Origin of the sequence: Salinimicrobium sediminis, assembly GCF_900215295.1 — a bacterium.
GTDB lineage: Bacteria > Bacteroidota > Bacteroidia > Flavobacteriales > Flavobacteriaceae > Salinimicrobium > Salinimicrobium sediminis.
The window spans coordinates 1,327,983-1,345,859 of record NZ_OCMF01000001.1 but is presented as its reverse complement, the minus strand read 5'-3'; the positions used below and the strand labels follow the sequence as shown (position 1 = coordinate 1,345,859).

Annotated in this window: 14 protein-coding genes; 10 read left to right on the top strand and 4 right to left on the bottom strand. The window is 42.4% G+C overall.

The annotated features are described in order from the left end of the window. Positions 1 to 2 precede the first annotated feature (2 nt). The 4 genes from CRO16_RS06100 (at position 3) to CRO16_RS06085 (ending at position 3,984) form a co-directional block, all read left to right on the top strand. Complete coding sequence (locus CRO16_RS06100) at positions 3 to 539, top strand: DUF3347 domain-containing protein (protein WP_097055413.1); 537 nt, start codon at positions 3 to 5, stop codon at positions 537 to 539. A 60-nt stretch (positions 540 to 599) separates the two neighbouring features. Then, entirely contained in the window at positions 600 to 1,091 is a 492-nt protein-coding gene (locus tag CRO16_RS06095; protein ID WP_097055412.1) for a DUF305 domain-containing protein, read from the top strand. Between the two features lie 134 nt (positions 1,092 to 1,225). Next, positions 1,226 to 1,621 (top strand): transmembrane 220 family protein, encoded by a 396-nt coding sequence (locus tag CRO16_RS06090; RefSeq protein ID WP_097055411.1) that lies wholly within the window; start codon positions 1,226 to 1,228, stop codon positions 1,619 to 1,621. Beyond that, positions 1,618 to 3,984, top strand: a complete 2,367-nt coding sequence (locus tag CRO16_RS06085; RefSeq protein ID WP_179670493.1) for a TonB-dependent receptor — start codon at positions 1,618 to 1,620, stop codon at positions 3,982 to 3,984. Before CRO16_RS06090 ends, CRO16_RS06085 begins: the two co-directional genes overlap by 4 nt. Positions 3,985 to 4,432: 448 nt before the next feature. Here CRO16_RS06085 and CRO16_RS06080 read toward each other — a convergent pair whose 3' ends face one another. Continuing rightward, the gene (locus tag CRO16_RS06080; protein ID WP_097055409.1) at positions 4,433 to 5,746 is read right to left on the bottom strand and encodes a PQQ-dependent sugar dehydrogenase; all 1,314 of its coding nucleotides are present in this window, start codon (positions 5,744 to 5,746) and stop codon (positions 4,433 to 4,435) included. A gap of 229 nt (positions 5,747 to 5,975) precedes the next feature. Between CRO16_RS06080 and CRO16_RS06075 the strand changes: the two genes are divergently transcribed. Together CRO16_RS06075 and CRO16_RS06070 are read left to right on the top strand one after the other, a co-directional pair. Then, complete coding sequence (locus tag CRO16_RS06075) at positions 5,976 to 8,318, top strand: multicopper oxidase domain-containing protein (RefSeq protein WP_097055408.1); 2,343 nt, start codon at positions 5,976 to 5,978, stop codon at positions 8,316 to 8,318. A 25-nt stretch (positions 8,319 to 8,343) separates the two neighbouring features. Next, complete coding sequence (locus CRO16_RS06070; protein WP_097055407.1) at positions 8,344 to 9,306, top strand: ion channel; 963 nt, start codon at positions 8,344 to 8,346, stop codon at positions 9,304 to 9,306. 125 nt (positions 9,307 to 9,431) lie between these two features. Here CRO16_RS06070 and CRO16_RS06065 read toward each other — a convergent pair whose 3' ends face one another. Continuing rightward, positions 9,432 to 10,925 carry an FAD-dependent oxidoreductase gene (locus tag CRO16_RS06065; RefSeq protein WP_097055406.1) on the bottom strand — a complete coding sequence of 498 codons (1,494 nt, stop codon included), beginning with the start codon at positions 10,923 to 10,925 and terminating at the stop codon, positions 9,432 to 9,434. A 139-nt stretch (positions 10,926 to 11,064) separates the two neighbouring features. Here CRO16_RS06065 and CRO16_RS06060 point away from each other — a divergent pair, with 139 nt between their 5' ends. Continuing rightward, the gene (locus CRO16_RS06060) at positions 11,065 to 12,579 is read left to right on the top strand and encodes a carboxypeptidase-like regulatory domain-containing protein (RefSeq protein WP_097055405.1); all 1,515 of its coding nucleotides are present in this window, start codon (positions 11,065 to 11,067) and stop codon (positions 12,577 to 12,579) included. Here the strand turns inward: CRO16_RS06060 and CRO16_RS06055 are convergent. Then, positions 12,576 to 12,806 (bottom strand): hypothetical protein, encoded by a 231-nt coding sequence (locus CRO16_RS06055; RefSeq protein ID WP_097055404.1) that lies wholly within the window; start codon positions 12,804 to 12,806, stop codon positions 12,576 to 12,578. The genes CRO16_RS06060 and CRO16_RS06055 overlap by 4 nt on opposite strands. A gap of 122 nt (positions 12,807 to 12,928) precedes the next feature. After that, positions 12,929 to 14,179 carry an outer membrane beta-barrel protein gene (locus tag CRO16_RS06050; RefSeq protein ID WP_097055403.1) on the bottom strand — a complete coding sequence of 417 codons (1,251 nt, stop codon included), beginning with the start codon at positions 14,177 to 14,179 and terminating at the stop codon, positions 12,929 to 12,931. Positions 14,180 to 14,301: 122 nt separating this feature from the next. Between CRO16_RS06050 and CRO16_RS06045 the strand changes: the two genes are divergently transcribed. The 3 genes from CRO16_RS06045 (at position 14,302) to CRO16_RS06035 (ending at position 17,871) form a co-directional block, all read left to right on the top strand. Beyond that, entirely contained in the window at positions 14,302 to 14,805 is a 504-nt protein-coding gene (locus CRO16_RS06045) for a nuclear transport factor 2 family protein (protein ID WP_097055402.1), read from the top strand. 69 nt (positions 14,806 to 14,874) lie between these two features. Then, on the top strand, positions 14,875 to 16,941 hold the full coding sequence (locus CRO16_RS06040; RefSeq protein WP_097055401.1) for a M13 family metallopeptidase: 2,067 nt from the start codon (positions 14,875 to 14,877) through the stop codon (positions 16,939 to 16,941). A gap of 300 nt (positions 16,942 to 17,241) precedes the next feature. Next, positions 17,242 to 17,871, top strand: a complete 630-nt coding sequence (locus tag CRO16_RS06035) for a hypothetical protein (RefSeq protein WP_097055400.1) — start codon at positions 17,242 to 17,244, stop codon at positions 17,869 to 17,871. Positions 17,872 to 17,877: the final 6 nt, after the last annotated feature.

The window sequence follows — 17,877 nt, the reverse complement described above, 5'->3', positions numbered from 1 at the left end:
AAATGAAATCGCTATTTAACACAACCATTATTTTCCTAGTGTTCACCTCATTTATTGGGTGTAAGGAAAAGCAAACAGTAGAAATAAACACGCCCGAAGAAGTTAAAGAAGAAAAGAAAATGACTGCTGATATTGCAGATGAACATTTTATTGATGGTATGACAGGTAAAATATGGCATAATTACCTGGAGATAAAAATGGCATTAACTTTATCTGATGCAGATCAGGTACAGGACATAGCGAACGTTATGGCCGGAACTTTCTCTCAGGAAAGGGCTGAGATGAAGTCCCTGGCACAGCAAATGTCGGAGACAGATGATATTGAGGTTCAACGGGAACTATTTGCCAAATTCACTGAAATAGCAGGACCCATGTTTGAAGATGCGCTCTCGGGAGGAACGATCTACAAAAAGTTTTGCCCTATGGCCTTTGACAATAAAGGCGCTTATTGGTATGCCAGTATTGAAGAAATTTCCAATCCCTATTTCGGAGATAAAATGCCTGAATGCGGAACTGTTGAAAAAACCATTTCAAAATAAATACTTGTTTAAAAAGACAGGAAACAATAAATAATCAACCAACAATAAATTTTCTAAATAATGGATTCACAAGAAAATAAGCACGGCGGAATGAAAAAAGGAATGTATAGCAAATTTATAATTATGCTCGTTCTCTCATTTATTGCAATGTATGTAACCATGTACATGAATACCTATTCATGGGACCACGTTTGGTTTAGTTTGACAAGATTCTATATGGCGATTTTAGGAATCTGTGCAATGGCCGTGATCATGCTCACCGTAATGCTGGGAATGTATAAAAACAAAAAAAAGAATATAGCAATATACGCCGGAAGCCTGGTGATCTTTTTAAGTGCTTTAGGTTTAGTACGGGCACAAATTCCTGTTGGGGATGTGTTGTGGATGAAGGCCATGATACCTCATCACTCAATTGCCATATTAACGAGTAAGAGAGCAGACATCAAGGATCCTGAAGCACAAAAACTTGCAAAGGAAATTATCGAGGCACAGGAACGGGAAATTGCAGAAATGAAAAAAATAATATACAGGCTTGAAAACCAGGAAGATTAACTAACTCCCGGTAATAGCCCATGGTAGCTAAGCTTCCGGATACGCGTAAGATGTTCAGAATTTCTCCTTTTGTACAAAAAGAGAGAAACAACAGCACTAACCTGTCAAAATGAGCTTATCCAAAATAGCAAAATGTGAAATTCATTAATGCATTCTTTGTTATCATCTTCAGCATTTCTGCCGTTATACAATATAATGATCCGGACCCTCTTCTGTGGATAGGAATCTATGGGTATGGAGCTCTTGTTTGCCTGCTTGCCATATTGGGAAAGGACAATAAAATTTTGCACTACGCAGGAATCGGGTTCTTCCTTGCATATGCGCTGTACCTTTTCTTTATGCCTGATGGAGTTCTCTCCTGGATAACCAGGCATGGCGCCGAAAATATCACCGGATCCATGTCAGATGAAAAACCATGGATCGAATCTACGCGGGAATTTTTCGGGCTGCTCATCCTGAGCTTCGCCCTTTTGCTAAACCTGATCTTTCGAAAAAACAAAAATCAGCAGAATCTAACTGCAATCCCATGAAACATTGTCTACTCTTCGGCATATTTTTTACTCTTATTGCCATGACTGCAGGCGCACAGGAAAGAGGGCGCTTAACGGGAAGAGTTCTTTCAGAATCTGCAGAACCGTTGGAAGATGTACAGGTCAACCTGCTAAATTCCCCCTACCAGACAACCACCTCCGTGGAAGGGACCTTTTCATTTACGGCAGTGCCTTATGGTTCTTACATACTTAGTGTAAGCAAACGCGGGTATTCAGAAACTACCCGGATCGTGAATGTAGATGCGGAAGCAGTTGAGCAGGAAGTCATTCTCACTTCGCAAGGAGAGCGTTTAAAGGAAGTAGTTGTAACTGCTCAGAAAAGAGAACAGCTCATTCAGGAAATTCCGTTGAGTATTACCAGCCTGTCCTATGAAAATGTAAAGCAAAGCCAGATCCAAAATGCAAATGATCTTACCGCTGTTTCGCCGAATCTGTATGCCAGCGATCCCGGAGATAGAAGAACCGTTACTTCCATAAGGGGTATTGTCACTACCTCCTATGATCCTGCCATTGCTACCTATATAGACGGGGTAAATCAATACAACCTCGACACCTATATCACCCAGCTCTTTGATATTGAAAGAATAGAAGTGTTACGTGGACCGCAGGGAACGCTTTATGGAAGAAATGCAATGGGTGGCGTGATCAACATCATAACCCGGGAGCCTAAAAAAGAAACTACAGTATTTGGAGAAGCTACTTTGGGCAATTATAACCAACAGCGATACATGGCAGGGATAAGAACCCCTTTGGGAGAGAAACTTTTTTTTGGTGCAGCAGGATTGTATGAGGAAAGAGAAGGATTTTACATTAATGATTTTACAGGTTCCGGTTATGATGATCAGCAAAATTTTTCCGGAAATTATTATTTAAAATTCCTTTTTAGCCCTACTTGGAATGCCACTTTAAACCTAAAACATTTTTCAGCCGAAAATGAAGGAGCTTTCCCTTTGAACATGGGGATCGAGGCCGCACTTGAAAACCCTTACACCCTGAACCAGAACCAACTTTCAACAATGAAGGACAATACTTTCAACACTTCTCTGGTCATCGATCATAAAGGGAAAAACCTCAACTTCAGTTCCCAGACTGCATACCAGCAGAATTATAGATATTACCAAAATCCTATTGATGCAGACTTCTCACCTCTGGACGCGATGTCGATCATTAACGATTACGGAAAAGACTGGAATACGGTGAAAGTTGCGACACAGGAATTCAGACTTTCCTCTCCCAGCGGACCCGTCAGAGATCTGGAATGGACTGCGGGAACTTACATGTTCTACCAGGAAAGCCCGGTGAAACAAGCCACACATTTTGGCGAAGATGCCGCGGTAATGGGATCTGAAGAAACTAATTTTTCACTCATCAATACAAGTGAGGCAACGGGAAAAGGAATTGCCTTTTTTGGACAACTGAATTATCAGGTAACAGAAAAATTGGATCTAATCGCCGGATTGCGATACGATCATGAATATAAGAAACAGTCTGTACTCGGAGAATACCAGTTGGACTCTGATACAGAACCAATGTTCGAATATCAACCGGACACTACTGCCACCGCCAGTTTCAATGCCTTCTCGCCTAAAGCTGGACTTACGTATGATCTTTCAGAAGAAAACCTTGTATTCCTTACCTACAGTCGCGGCTTCAGGGCGGGAGGCTTAACTCCGTTGAGTGCAGATCCAAGTCAGCCGCCTCTTTACAAGTATCAACCGGAGTTCAGTGATAATTATGAAATAGGAACTAAAAATTCCTTTTTGAAGAATAAGCTGCTGGTGAATGCCACTGTTTTTTACACGGAAGTGACCGACGTACAGGTCCCGACTCTGGTAATGCCCGACGGAGTTATCGTTACCCGAAACACCGGAAAGCTAACCAGTAAAGGCCTGGAAGTAGAGCTGAAAGCCTTTTTGACCAGTGGCCTGGAACTTAGTTATGATTTCGGCTACACAGACGCCGGATATGAATCCCTCCTCATTGCCCAAGATGGCGGGGAAGTCAATCTTGAAGATAACAAGCAAATCTACACTCCAGAAGTAACTTCAGTGCTCGCTCTGCAATACCGGTCAAACCTGGGACTGAATGAAAAATGGGAATTCACGGCTCGTGCAGAATGGAAGTACCTGGGTGAGCAATATTTCGATCTTGCAAATAACCTAAGGCAGGAGCCGTACAACCTGTACAATGGGAATATTGGCGTATCCTACCGCGATATTAAGCTTATGCTATGGGGTCGTAATATTTTTGGTAAAGAATATATCAGCTACGGTTATAACTTTGGTGCGGTTCACCTGGGAAATCCTGCTACTGTGGGAGTTACTTTATTGTTCGAGATATAAATGAAAAAAATCTATGATCTTTAGTCAACCCAAACTTGTTTCAGGTTTCTAAACAGACTTAGACTAATTCGAAAGATTTTGAAGTAAAGTACAATTTACATCTTCAATTTTAATAAGATAAAGCTCTCTTCTGTCGATAGGTTTACGTGTTTCTTTTGTAATTGTTCATTTTTTTGCTTGTCCAAAAAAACGAACCAAAAAAAGGACACTTTTTTGATAGGTGTTTTCAATTTTGCTCCCGCAAAATCAAAACCGCGCTCCCCCGGCTAAATTTTCTCCAGGGCTTCAAAAATTTTTAACGCCGGGGGACCACTACACTTACAAAAAAGATCCTTCACAAGAACCAGTTCTTTAAACAGGAATATTTCGTCATAATCCTACGCGGGAAATTTTTTTCAGAGAAGCTTAATTTAATCCTTCCCTGATAGTCAATGCTGAAAAAACAGAATTACTTTCCTGCAACCATTTTAAAAACTTTCCCCGTATTCCCTGTGGGTCCTTCTTCATCGGTGGTAAGAACGAACATTTCTCCCTCATTATTCTGACCAAAAGATAACAGGTAATGACCGATTGAAGTAGAGTTGGTCTGGGAGATTTTTAGCTCCTGAAAATCCCACATTCCGGTCTCTTGCGGAGTTGCCATAAATACTGCTCCGGCCGGTTTCCCATGGTGCTGTGTCCAGGTCCCGAAAATGTATTTCCCGCCGAGATTCTTAATCAATTCACCTCTGTAGACATAACCGCCTATTACCACGAGACCTTTACCTCCATGATCGGCACCGCCTTGTTTAAATTCAATTACAGGATCTATTAGAGGATTGCCCATTTTATCTTTTTCGGGACATTCCTCTTTCTCCTTATCATTATTATAGGAATTGAAACAGTGGGATCCTTCTTTCACATTCCACCCGTAATTGCCACCTTTTGTGATCACACTGACTTCTTCCCAAAGTACCTGCCCCGCATCTCCGGCGATAAGATCATTGTTCCCCTCCAAGTCAAATGAAAACCTGTAGGGGTTTCGAAGCCCGTAGGCATAGATCTCGTCCATTCCATCTTTGTCTACAAAGGGATTGTCTTCAGGAATGGCATAAGGAGAATCGGCATCCACATTTATTCTTAAAATACTACCGAGTAAATTCTGCTCTACATCCTGTCCGTTTCCACCCGCGTTCTTATCGTACCAGTCGGGCACATGACCCATATCAATATCATTTGCACCTCCACCGTCACCAAGAGCGATATACAGGTAATTATCGGGACCAAATGCCAATGTTCCCGCATTATGATTATCCTGTGGTTGATCGACCTTCAGAATGATCTTTTCTGAAGTCTTTTCAGCCATTTTGGGATCATTCGGAGAAACCCGGAATTCTGAAATGTGGCTGGTGTGATCCCAGTTTTTAGGACCATCCTCACTTAGCGGAGCACTGTAGTAGACGAAAAACCTGCCGTTCTCATTATAATCAGGATGAAAAGCCATTCCGAGAAGTCCCCTCTCCTCGTGGGCATCCTTTAGTTTAACAATTTTATCTTTCAGGTTCAAAAAAGGCTCTTCTAAAAGTCCTTTTTGAGGAGTATAAATTCTGATCACCCCTACCTGATCAACAATGAAATACCTTCCAGAATCATCGGGCGATTCGACAAGGGCCACCGGGGATACTAAATTATCTGCTATAACTTCCAATCCAACCGATTCCTGTGAGGAACCCGTTAGAACCCAACCAAGACTAAACAATACGAAGAGCAGTTTTATTTTCATAACTATAGATTTTTATGATTTTCTAAAGTATTTATAAGTTAATGAAATTCTCCGGAGAGACTGGTTAACTACCTGTTAAGAAACAAGTAGCAGGCTTATAAAAGCATTTGAAATTCCTATGCCCGGATTCATTCCCGGGCTGAGTTTTAACAGTACTTTCATACAGAAAACGGTAGAAGCTGACTAACTTGTAAGTAATCCCATTTCCTGTAATCCTGAAGAAAACGTAATGAAAAATCTTCTTCTGCCTCTTCTGTTCACTGCCACACTTTCTTTTCCTTCACTTGCTCAACGTCCTCAATCTGTTGAAGGTAATGTCGATGACTGGCCGGTCCATGAATTTGAACTGACCATAGATGAAGAAATGGTGAATTTTACCGGAGAAGATGTGAAGGCCATGACCATTAATGGAAGTATTCCGGGTCCCGTTCTGGAGTTCACTGAAGGAGAGTACGCGAAAATCCATGTAACCAACAAGATGGATGTGGAGACTTCGGTGCACTGGCACGGACTGCTGCTCCCCAATTTTTTTGACGGCGTGCCTTATCTTACCACTCCTCCCATAAGACCGGGAGAGACTTTCACTTATGAATTTGCCCTGAAGCAGTCGGGCACCTACTGGTATCATTCCCATACCGGACTCCAGGAGCAACGCGGCGTTTATGGCTCTATTCAGATCAATCCGCGGGAGCAAACCATGGAATATAATAAAGATCTCGTCCTGGTGCTCTCAGACTGGATGGATGAAAACCCACATGAACAGCTTCGGAATCTCAAAAGAGGTAATGAATGGTATCTGATAAAGAAAGGACAGGTGCAAAGTCTGAACAAAGTCCTGGCGAAAAATGCATTGGGCGCCAAGCTTAAAATGAGCTGGCAACGCATGCCCGATATGGCAATTTCTGATAACTACCACGACCTTTTCCTGGTAAACGGCCTCCCGGAACAGCAGTATCCCGATTTCGAACCGGGAGAAAAGCTGCGGCTGCGATTTGTCAATGCCTCTGCAGCGTCTTATTTCTGGCTCACCTTTGGGGGAGAAGATCCTTTTTTGGTTGCTGCCGATGGGCTGGATGTTGTACCGGTAAAAAAGAACAAGACCCTTATCGCTGTTGCAGAGACCTACGACTTCATTGTCACTGTGCCTGAAAATGGAAAACTGGAAATTCGTGCCACTTCCCAGGATGGTTCAGGACATGCTTCAGCCTACATTGGAGAAGGAGAAATTATACCTGCCCCGGTAGTCCCCGAACCTGACCTGATTGAAATGATGAAAAAGATGATGGCGATGAACATGAAAATGGGCGCACCTGCATCGAAATTCAGACCCGGAAAAAATGACTCCATTGAAGTGATGAAAAAATACGCCATGGAAATGGACCACATGGAGATGGACGGAATGAAGATGCAGGAGGACCAATCCGAGCATGAATTGCACATGGTTCATGATATGAAAAGGGATACGCTGGTTCAGGACAAGATGAAAGACCCCAACCTTATGGACCTTATGAAAAAGCCGCTGCCCGATTCCCTGGTGATAGGCGATGCTATGAAAACAGCAGGATCTCCGGTCTTTAATTATGATTACCTAAGAGCCCCGGAACCTACTACTATTTCTGATGGACAACCGCTTAAGGAAATCCTGTTCAACCTCACCGGGAACATGAACAGGTACGTGTGGAGCATTAACGGAGTACCTCTTTCTGAAACCGATAAAATAAAAATTGAACAGGGTCAAAAAGTGCGAATTACCCTGAATAACCTAACGATGATGCATCATCCCATGCACCTTCATGGACATTTCTTTAGAGTGATCAATAAGAATGGAGAATATTCCCCATTAAAGCACACGGTGAATGTAGCACCCATGCAAAAAACTGTCATTGAGTTTGATGCCAACGAATATGGAGACTGGTTCTTCCACTGTCATGTGCTCTACCACCTCAACGGCGGTATGGCACGTGTTTTTAGTTATGATACGCCTCGGGATGAGCGACTCGACTCATATCCATTAGCCAATCTCACTACCGAAGCCAATGAATATTTCACCTGGGGAGAAGTTTCGGGTGCCAGTCATATGACAGAATTTTATGCTACCACCACCAACATTCGGAATCAATTCAGGTTGCGGGCCGAGTATGGCTGGAATGAAAATCTGGAAGCCACTCTAACCTATGAAAGATATCTCAATGACTACTTCAGAGTTTTTGCGGGGGGAAGTCTTGAGAATGAAGAAGAAGACAGCCTGGATGAACTGGAACCTACAGCCATTGGAGGGATAAGATATCTGCTGCCGCTATTGATAGATTCTGAATTGAGTATTGACAACAAGCTTCGCCCGCAGGTCGCTTTCAGTGCCGGACTTTTACTATTTCCCCGGTTGGAATTGTATGGAGAATACGAGTACCAGATAGATTTTGGTTGGAATAGCGATCTGGAGCAAGGAAAAGATTACAGCAGTGAAACTGTCTACCAGATAGGGCTGGAATATGTTCTGAGCAAAGGGTTCAGGTTAATGGGAAGTTACGATAATCGTTTTGGTGCGGGCGGCGGAATTTCTCTTTGGTTTTAAAAAAATTAATAACTAAATCAACAATATGAACATACTGGTTCTAAGTATTGGATTACTACTTCTTGTTCTTATCATTTGTGACTTCTTTTTTACCACTCTCTCGGGAAGTGGTGCAGGTTTTATATCCAAACCGGTAGCGAGCTTTGCTTACCGGGGTCTACGTAAATTCTCGGGCCCGTCCAACAGGAGAGTTTTTAAATACTCCGGTCTCATCGTAAACCTGGCCGTGCTGTTGATCTGGATCCTTATCGTATGGTTTGGCTTGTTCCTGGTCTTCTCTTCCAATCCCGATGGAATTACCAATAGTAATTCCAGGCCTGCCAATTGGGTTGAGAGATTATACTATACGGGATATATAATATCTACTTTAGGATTGGGCAATTTTAAACCCACCACAGCTTTCTTTGAAATCATAACCAGCATTTTTTCCTTTTTTGGTTTTATATTTTTCACCAGTTCCATGACGTATTTAATCTCTGTTTCCTCTGCAGTTATTCGCAAAAGAACACTTTCAAGGAGCATCTTTAATTTGGGCAGTAGCCCTTCAGAAATGGCTGAAAAACTATTGGCATTAAATCCCTCTTATAGAGACCAACAACTTTTAAGGCTTCAGGAGGAGATAGACAAGCACATGGTGAGCCATCAGGCTTATCCCGTTGTGCACTTTTATAGTCACCAGAATCCTGACAATTGCTTCAGCATCAATTTTGTGAGGCTGGATGAGGCATTAAATTCTCTTTTGAATGGGGAAAACAATGAAAAACCGCATCCTTGGCAGAAAGAAGAATTACAGCTTTTAAGAAGTACTATGACCAATTTGATCATGCACCTGAAGGATAATTTCAAAAATTCTCTTCCGGAGCCGAAAACGATCGCTACAAAAGCCAATGGACAATTGGATCTTTCTAACCTTCAGCAAAGAAGAAGTGTGTTATCATCGATGCTGCGCAGTGAAGGCTTTAGCTGGGAGAGCTTAAAAGGCAGTTAACTGTATATAGTGCCGGAAGGATTTTCAAGTGTACAGGAGTTACTGAACTTATAAAAAAACTTTGCCTTTCTCTCTATCTCCTTGTTTGTAAAAACAGGGGGACGTACTTATGTAAGCTTAATTTTCTAAGTATTACGTTTATCCAGCGGTGAAAAAGCAGGACCTTCTATAACCTCTCCTGTAGCCTTGAATCGGCTGCCGTGACACGGGCAATCCCAGCTTTTCTCGGCGTCATTCCAGTCTACGATACAATCCATGTGGGTACAAACAGCCGACCGGCAATGTACCTGCCCGTTTTCATCTTTAAAAACCGCCCATTTTTCATCATCAACTTCCACTACTTTTCCCTGTCCAGCTGCTATCTCGTCAAAAGATTCAGCTTCGGCTTTCCCGGGAAGGTTTTTAAGATATTGTTTGGCCACATTAATGTTTTCCTTGATGAAATTCCTTGCAGATTTCACCGGAGTAAATCTTGAAGCTTTATAGAGATCGCTCCAGGGATTTTTCCTTCCGTTAAGCTGGTCATCCAGGATCATGGCCGAAAGTACCCCGTAGGTAAGTCCGTCTGTGGAAAAACCGGTAGCGATGTAAATATTATCGTCAGAACTTTCGCCTATATAAGGTAACCCGTCAGCAGGTTTATAATGCTGAGCGCTCCATTCATATTCTATATCGGCGACATCAAAGTATCTTCTTGCGTTCTGCTCAAGTTTTCTATAGAACCGATTATAGTCGTCCTCCTGCCCCACTTTGTGGTGGCCTCCCAGCACCAGTACATAATTGTCATTTCCTTTCCGGTAGGTACGCATGGAAGTATGAAAGTCTGCTTCTGTGTCCCAGTAGATCCCGTCGGGAAAATCTCCGGAATTTAACCTGGCAGCAATAGCGTATTCCCTGTAAGGGTACAGCGCGGTTTGTAAACCATAGATCCCTTTGGGTGTATGGGTGGCTAAAATGACTTTTTGGGCGGTCACCGTTCCTTTGGCAGTAGACAAAACCAATTCTTCTTCTTTTTCGATATGGTAGACTTCAGAATTTTCGAAGATCCTGCAGTTGGTACTATCGATCTTTTCAGCAAGACCTTTTACATAAGCAGCAGGATTGAACTGGGCCTGCCCATCTGCTTTAATGGCAGTACTTACTTTGATGGGAAGCGGCAATTCATGCAGTTCCTCTACCGGCAACCCGTAATGCGCAGCAGCTTCAATCTCTTTTTCAATCGTCCTGTCTTTTTTCTCTGTTTCGCTGAAGAGGTACCAGGGTACTCTTTTAAAACTACAGTCTATCTGGTGTCTTTTGACCAGCTCCTCCACAAGGTTGACAGCCTCCCCCCGCGAGCGGGCTACATTTGCTGCCGTCTCCTTACTCCATTTACTCTGAATGTGGTGCAGGCGTTTATCGACCATAGCATACAGATTCCCCGTGGAATCACCTGAAGTTCCGCCACTTATGGTCCCGGCTTCCAGGAGCACCACTTTCCTTCCGGACCTGGCCAAAAGGTAGGCTGCAGTTACCCCTGTAATACCACCTCCCACAATGGCAATTTCTGTACTTATATTTTCGTTTAAGCTTGGAAAACTGATCTTTTGGGCTGCCGCTTTCCAGATGGACTGTCTCATAAAAAGCTTTTTTATTAAAGTTAGGCACCCATGATGCTGCTGCCAATTCTTTTTAGTTAGTTTTTTGTTAATCCTTAGAAAGTTGTGAGACTGTTGTAACAATACTTCTGCAGGAACGTCTAAGAACAAAACAATTGACATGAAATTTTTCTTTTTCTTTTTTCTGATGCTACAGGTTCAGCTGCTACAGGCGCAGGAGATCAAGGCACGGGTGCTGGATACAAACACTAAGAAGCCGGTTCCCTACGCCAACATCATCCTTTCAGAAAACCGGGGGCTGGTGACCAATGAAGAAGGTTATTTTAGTTATAATGCAAAAGGTCAGGAGCTTCCGGAGGTTATCAGGATCTCTTCCCTTGGCTATGAAATACTGGACATCGATCCGCGGGACATATCCACAGAGATCATCTATTTAAAACCTTCAACGGTAGAACTTCGGGAGGTGTTCGTTTCCAATAAAAATCTTTCCGCAAAAGAGATCATTGAAAAAGTAAAGGAAGAAGTAAGCAATAACTACAACTTCAGCAACACCAAAAAAAGGATTTTCCTGAGGGAATCAGATTTCAGCTATGTGCGGCGTTTTGATCTCGAAGTTGACAAAAGTACCATTGCAGGAATTGACCAGAACCTGATGAATGAGATTTCAAGCCAGGTTCCTAAAGTATCAGATTCTTACAAAGAAGTTCTTGCAGATGTTTACGGGAATTATGACAGTCAAAAAGTGAATATTATTAAAGCGGCTAACCTTCACAATCCTAAGAGCACCGAATCTTTAGAGGAGCTTACCGAACGTTTAAATTCCCTTTTTATGAATACCCTCAAAGAGCGGTCATATCTTAAGATCCGGTCCGGAATAATAGGAATAAAAGTGGATGAGGATGAATTAAAGGAAGATTTTGTGGTGTCCGGGAAGAAAAAGGAGAAAACGCCGGAGGAAAAAGAGAAAGACCGGCTTCAAAGCAGAAAATATCTGAAAACAGGTTCTCTTGCAAAAGTGCAAAGGTTGATGAACGGAATGTTCTGGAAAGAAGACATCACTTTTAACCTTTTTGACAAGTCTAACAAGTACAGGTTTAAAATGAACGGTTTTGCCTGGATAGATAATGCTACTGCCTATGTGATCGATTTTGAGCCAAAACGGGGAGCAGATTTTAAAGGAAGGTTATATGTGAATACAGAAGATTACGGGGTTCACAGGCTGGAATACGAAAATGTCAAGCCGCTTAAGAAGTTCCGCCTCTTCGGAATTAGTACGGCCGATGATGTCTACCGCGGAAAAATGATCTTTACCAAAGATGAAGCAGGAAAATATAATCTTAGCTATATGGAGCGCGAAACCGGAGAATCTGTAGGAGTTCACCGGCCTCTCACCATTATTGAAAAGAACAAGCATGTTAAAGGTCGCCGCAAGCAGAATGAACTGGATCTGGAGCTAAAGCTGAATGTGAGCCAGGTGAACAAGCTGCAGCTGGTAGTTTATGAAAATGAAGCTATGCCTGCAGGCAGCCTTGACAATATTGCACTCACAGATGATTTCGACTATCAGACCTTTAAAGTCTATAATCCTGAATTCTGGAGTGGCTACAATATCATAGAACCCAACACGGCGATCAGGAATTTTGTCGCCCTGGATGCCGATGCTGAAGATCTTTAAACGATCTTCTTCATCTCTTTCCCGCGTTTCTTTTTAGAAATAAAGAACAGGGTAGCACTAAGGCTGGCGGTTAGCGTATAGACTGCAAGGTGGTTGTCCTCCGGAGAAAGCAGGAGCATTTCGCAGTGATGGCCAAAACCTTCAACTTTAGCAAGAGCGTGAAGGGCTATTCCCGCAGTGCTATACAACAGAAGAACAGCTCCCGTGATTTGCAAAATAATTTTCATAAGTTGGTGATTAGGTGTACCTAAGATAAATTTTAATTTGACAGGTTGCACTGCCAAAAATGAAAAACTTCATTAGGCTCTCCACTTTTCACCTGGGAAAAAATCCACGGGCGCTTCTCAGGCTACAAGAATCTATATGCAAGAATTACAGCAAAGGAAGTAATACCCGCGTCCCATTGCAACATGTAATTATCGGGAACCGTTCTTTCTCCCGTAGTTTTCTTGGATGTGTAATATCTTACTTCTGCGCTAAACCTGTTAGCATAATTAAAACCTACTCCTCCCAGAAAATAGGCCTGAGTTGTAAAGTCATCCAGTTCTGCCTTCATTTGATATTTTTCTCCTCTGTCTAATGATAATTCGGTATTAAGAGGAAAATCAAATGCTACCCCGGCATTTAAGAAAAATTTGGAGCTCTCATTTAAAAATAAATAATGTCTCACCCCTCCCGCAACAGAGATAAAGGTCATATCCAGGGTGAGATATGCATCATTGAATTCAAAGTTGGTATTGTTAACCAGTTGTCCTTCCTTAGCGTGAGATTGATAGGTAGACTCAAGAAGCAAAGACCACTTATTCCTATTGAACGGCATCACATATTCTGCCTCCACTCCAAGAACGAATCCCGGATCAAAAGAAAAATCAGCATCCTTAGCTTCCAAACCTCTTTCTACAGCTATTGATGAAAAAAGCATTCCACCCTTTAAATAAAAGTTGAATTTTCCACCCGGGGTTTCATCTTCTATAATGTTGAAATCACTGTTTTCACACGAATTGTAATCCGCAAAAAATTCCACCAGGTCATCTTCAGAATAATCAATTTTTCTAAAAGCGTCAGCAGAAAGAGATCTACAGTTCAAATTGGTGTACAATTGCTGCCTAAAGCTGTTGTTTTCAGCTATCCTGTTGTCCTTTTTATATCTTTTAAAGACCAATGCCTCAGGGTTTTGCTCGTCGGTGGCGTAGAAAAATCTGGTAAGCACTCCCTCTCTATAGGAATATAAAGCAGCTTTACCGGCCAACAGTTGCTTCAGGAAAACCCTTTTCTTTAGAAAATCGGGTTCAGCCGAAGTGCCCAGAGCATTGGTTTGATCTTTGGATTGATCTATAGAGACAAGAAAACTTTTATATCGTGAAGAATTTCCTATTCCAAATTCTTTCACCTCTTCGACTCCCACAGTCAGAACCTCACCAGACTCCCCTTTTTTGTAATTGATTTCTGAAGGATTATCCCTCCAGTCTTTGTTAAGAATTAAAACCTCAGTACGGTCTCCGGTGTTATCGATAATATAACCGGCTTCGTATTTAATCTGAGAATGGACAGTAAAAAAACTGAAGGAACATAAGAGAAAGAAAAGGATGTTATTTTTCATCTGAAGATAAATTAAGACACTAGAATGTTAAAATTCTCCAAATATATTATTTTGTAAGTAAAATCCTCTCTTTTATAGAATAAATTACGGCCCATAATTTTTAAGATGAAAAATCTGCGATCATGAAAAAATTACTCCTGTTTTGCTTTGTCTCTTTTGTTACAGTAGCTGGCCAATCTTTTGCCCAAACGACGCCAAAAGAAAAAATAACCGACCTGCTCGAAAACTGGCACCAGGCAGCGGCCCGGGCAGATTACGAAGATTATTTCGGCTTAATGGCGCCCGAATCTGTCTTTATTGGCACCGATGCCACCGAGAACTGGACCAAACCTGAATTTATGGAATGGTCAAAACCCTATTTTGACAAGGGGAAAGCCTGGAGCTTTTCTACCCTGGAGCGCAATATTTTTCTTGCCGAAGATGAAGAACTGGCCTGGTTTGATGAGCTGCTGGATACCCAAATGGGCATATGTCGCGGCAGTGGCGTGGTGGTGAAAGAAAACGGAGAATGGAAGATCAAACATTACGTCCTCTCCATCGCCATACCCAATGAAAATGTTGATGCCGTGACCTCCTTAAAAGCCGAATTTGACAAGAAATTTATTTCTGAATTAAAGGCTCAATAAACAGCTGTAACAGCTTAAAATTCATTCAATTTTACTATTTTTCACCACTTTAATAAATCCATTTAATTTATGAATAGAATAACAAAAGGTTTCCTTTTTTCTTTCATGGCAACCGCGGTTGCCACAAGTTGTAAAGATGATAAGGAAGTAACACAGGTTGAAGAACCACGAGGGATCAACCTGGCTTACATGGACACCACAGTTACTCCGCAGGAGAATTTTTTTAGGTATGTGAACGGCCGCTGGCTAGACACCAACGAAATTCCTGCAGACAAAACTGTTTGGGGTAGCTTTAATGAATTGCGCGAAAAAACCGATGCCGATGCGCTTGCACTTCTGGAAGCAGCAGCAAACAGCGACAGCCTTGACGGGAACAGTGATCAGGCTAAAGCCGTTTACCTGTACAAGACCATCATGGACACCGTTGCACGTAACGAGCAGGGAATTCAGCCAATTCAGCCTTATCTGGACAAGATCGCCGCGATAAAAACCAAAGATGACCTGCAAAATTATCTTCAGGAAATGCAAATGTATGGCGGCGGCGGATTCTTCAGCTTTGGGGTAGGTGCCGATGCTAAAAATTCCAATATGAATGCTGCATACCTTTCTCCCGGCTCTTTAGGGCTTCCGGACAGGGATTATTATGTTGCTGAAGATGCCGATTCTAAAGACAAAAGGGAAAAATATGTTGCTCATGTTACCAGGATGCTGCAATTCCTGGGAGATTCAGAAGAACAAGCTGCTAAAAATGCAGAGACCATCTTGAAATTCGAAACTGCCCTTGCCCAACCAAGACTTGACAAGGTAGAAAGACGTGATGCCCGTAAGACCTATAACCCTATGACAGCTGCCGAGCTTCAAAAAACAGTACCTGCCGTGAACTGGAACAGGTATTTTGAGGCTATTGGAGCTCAGGGCGTAGATACTGTGATCGTGAGACAACCTAAGTACATGCAGGCGTTGCAAAAAACACTTGCCTCCCAGAATGTAGAGGACTGGAAGCAATATCTGCGATGGACGCTTTTCAACGATGCTGCCGGCATGTTGACTACAGATATCGAGCAGGCGAACTGGGAATTCTATGAGAAAACCCTTCGTGGTGCACAGGAGCCTTTACCACGGAATGAACGCGCTCTTGCGACCATCAATGGTACTATTGGTGAAGCTCTGGGAAAACTTTACGTGGAGGAACACTTCCCGGCTGAAGCAAAGCAGAAAGCTGAAGAAATGATCCAAAATGTGGTGAAAGCTTTCGAAAACCGAATCGACAACCTTACCTGGATGAGCGACAGCACCAAAGTAAAGGCAAAGCAGAAGTTAAATACAACGCAGATCAAAGTTGGATATCCGGACGAGTGGAAAGACTACAGCGAAGTGGATATCAAAGAACCTGCAGAGGGAGGATCTTACTTCCAGAACATGCTTAACGCTGCAAAATGGAATGTAAAAGAAGACATCGCAGAACTCGGTAAACCGGTGGATAAGAGCGAGTGGTTCATGGCACCGCAGATCGTGAATGCTTACTACAACCCAAGCTATAATGAAATCGTGTTCCCGGCAGCTATTTTGCAGCCTCCGTTCTATGACTATAAGGCCGACGCTGCTGTTAATTACGGCGGAATTGGTGCTGTAATTGGTCATGAGATCTCTCACGGATTTGATGATAGTGGATCAAGATTTGACGCTGATGGAAATCTTAACAACTGGTGGACGGAGAAAGACCTGGAGCAGTTTGAAACCCTTGGCGGAAGTTTAGCCGACCAGTATAGCGCGATTGAAGTATTGGATTCTGTTTATATCAACGGAAAATTCACCCTTGGTGAGAACATCGGGGACCTTGGAGGTGTGAATGCCGCTTACGACGGACTTCAAATCCACCTGAAAGAACACGGTAACCCCGGGAAGATCGACGGCTTCACTCCGGCGCAGCGCTTCTTTATGAGCTGGGCTACCGTTTGGAGAACCAAAATGAGAGAAGAAGCTCTTAGAAACAGGATCAAGACCGATCCTCACTCTCCTGGAGAGTACAGGGCTTATGTGCCACTTCAGAACATTGATGCTTTCTATGAAGCTTTCAATATTCAGGAAGGAGACAAGATGTATGTTAAGCCGGAGAACCGCGTGAAGATCTGGTAATCCTTTTCTTAAATGACATTTTAAAAGCCTCTCCTTTTGGAGGGGCTTTTTTTTTACTTCCCACTGCCTGAATCAAAAACTAAATCCCTCACAGGATGAAAATCTCCAACAACTTCATGGACCCATGAAATATTGCGATCTGCCATAGGCGAAATATCTTAAAGGAAAATCGCATTGGTGTTTACTCACTTAACAAAAGCGGCTGATCATGAATAATATGTCGGCATATATCGGCAGAAGAAATACATAATTCGAGCCTTATTTTGTAACTTTAAGTAATAACTACAGTTAAAGTAGGCTATGGCTACTTTAAAAAAACTTAAATCCTGGTTTTATCCTGTTACCCCGCTAACGGTGGTAACACCTTTTAGCATTATTATTGCCCTTTATGCGATCTATCTCGGCGTAACTGTAGAGAGTCCTGCAATTATTTATCCCATTGTAGTTGTTCCTATCACCCTGCTTATCGTGATCCTGTACGGTTTAGATCGGTTCCTCATAAAAGAAAAGGTTTCATATTACATTGTTTTTATAGTAGAACTGGTATTGCTCGCGGGGGGTTATTTCCAAATTAATTATATGAATAGTAGAACCGATATCCACATAAATACCGATGAGGATTACATTTTTGTGCTCTATGATGCGCGGGAGAATTCCATGGACCGCTTCACAAAAAAAGGTCTCTTTAGCAAAGAGTTGCTCATAAACGACAACATCGTACACCTGGATTCATCATTGCGTAAAAGAGATGATATTGGTATCTTCCCTCCAGATAGCTGGGTAGGTACCGGTTATGTTAGTGGTAAATACTTTTATAAAGGAGATTCAATACCCTACAATTACATGTATAAAAGTCGGCGGGAAACCGAATTTGCACGTTCTCAGCAAACCTATATTGACAGCCTACTCAACCTCGCTTTACAACCATAATACCTT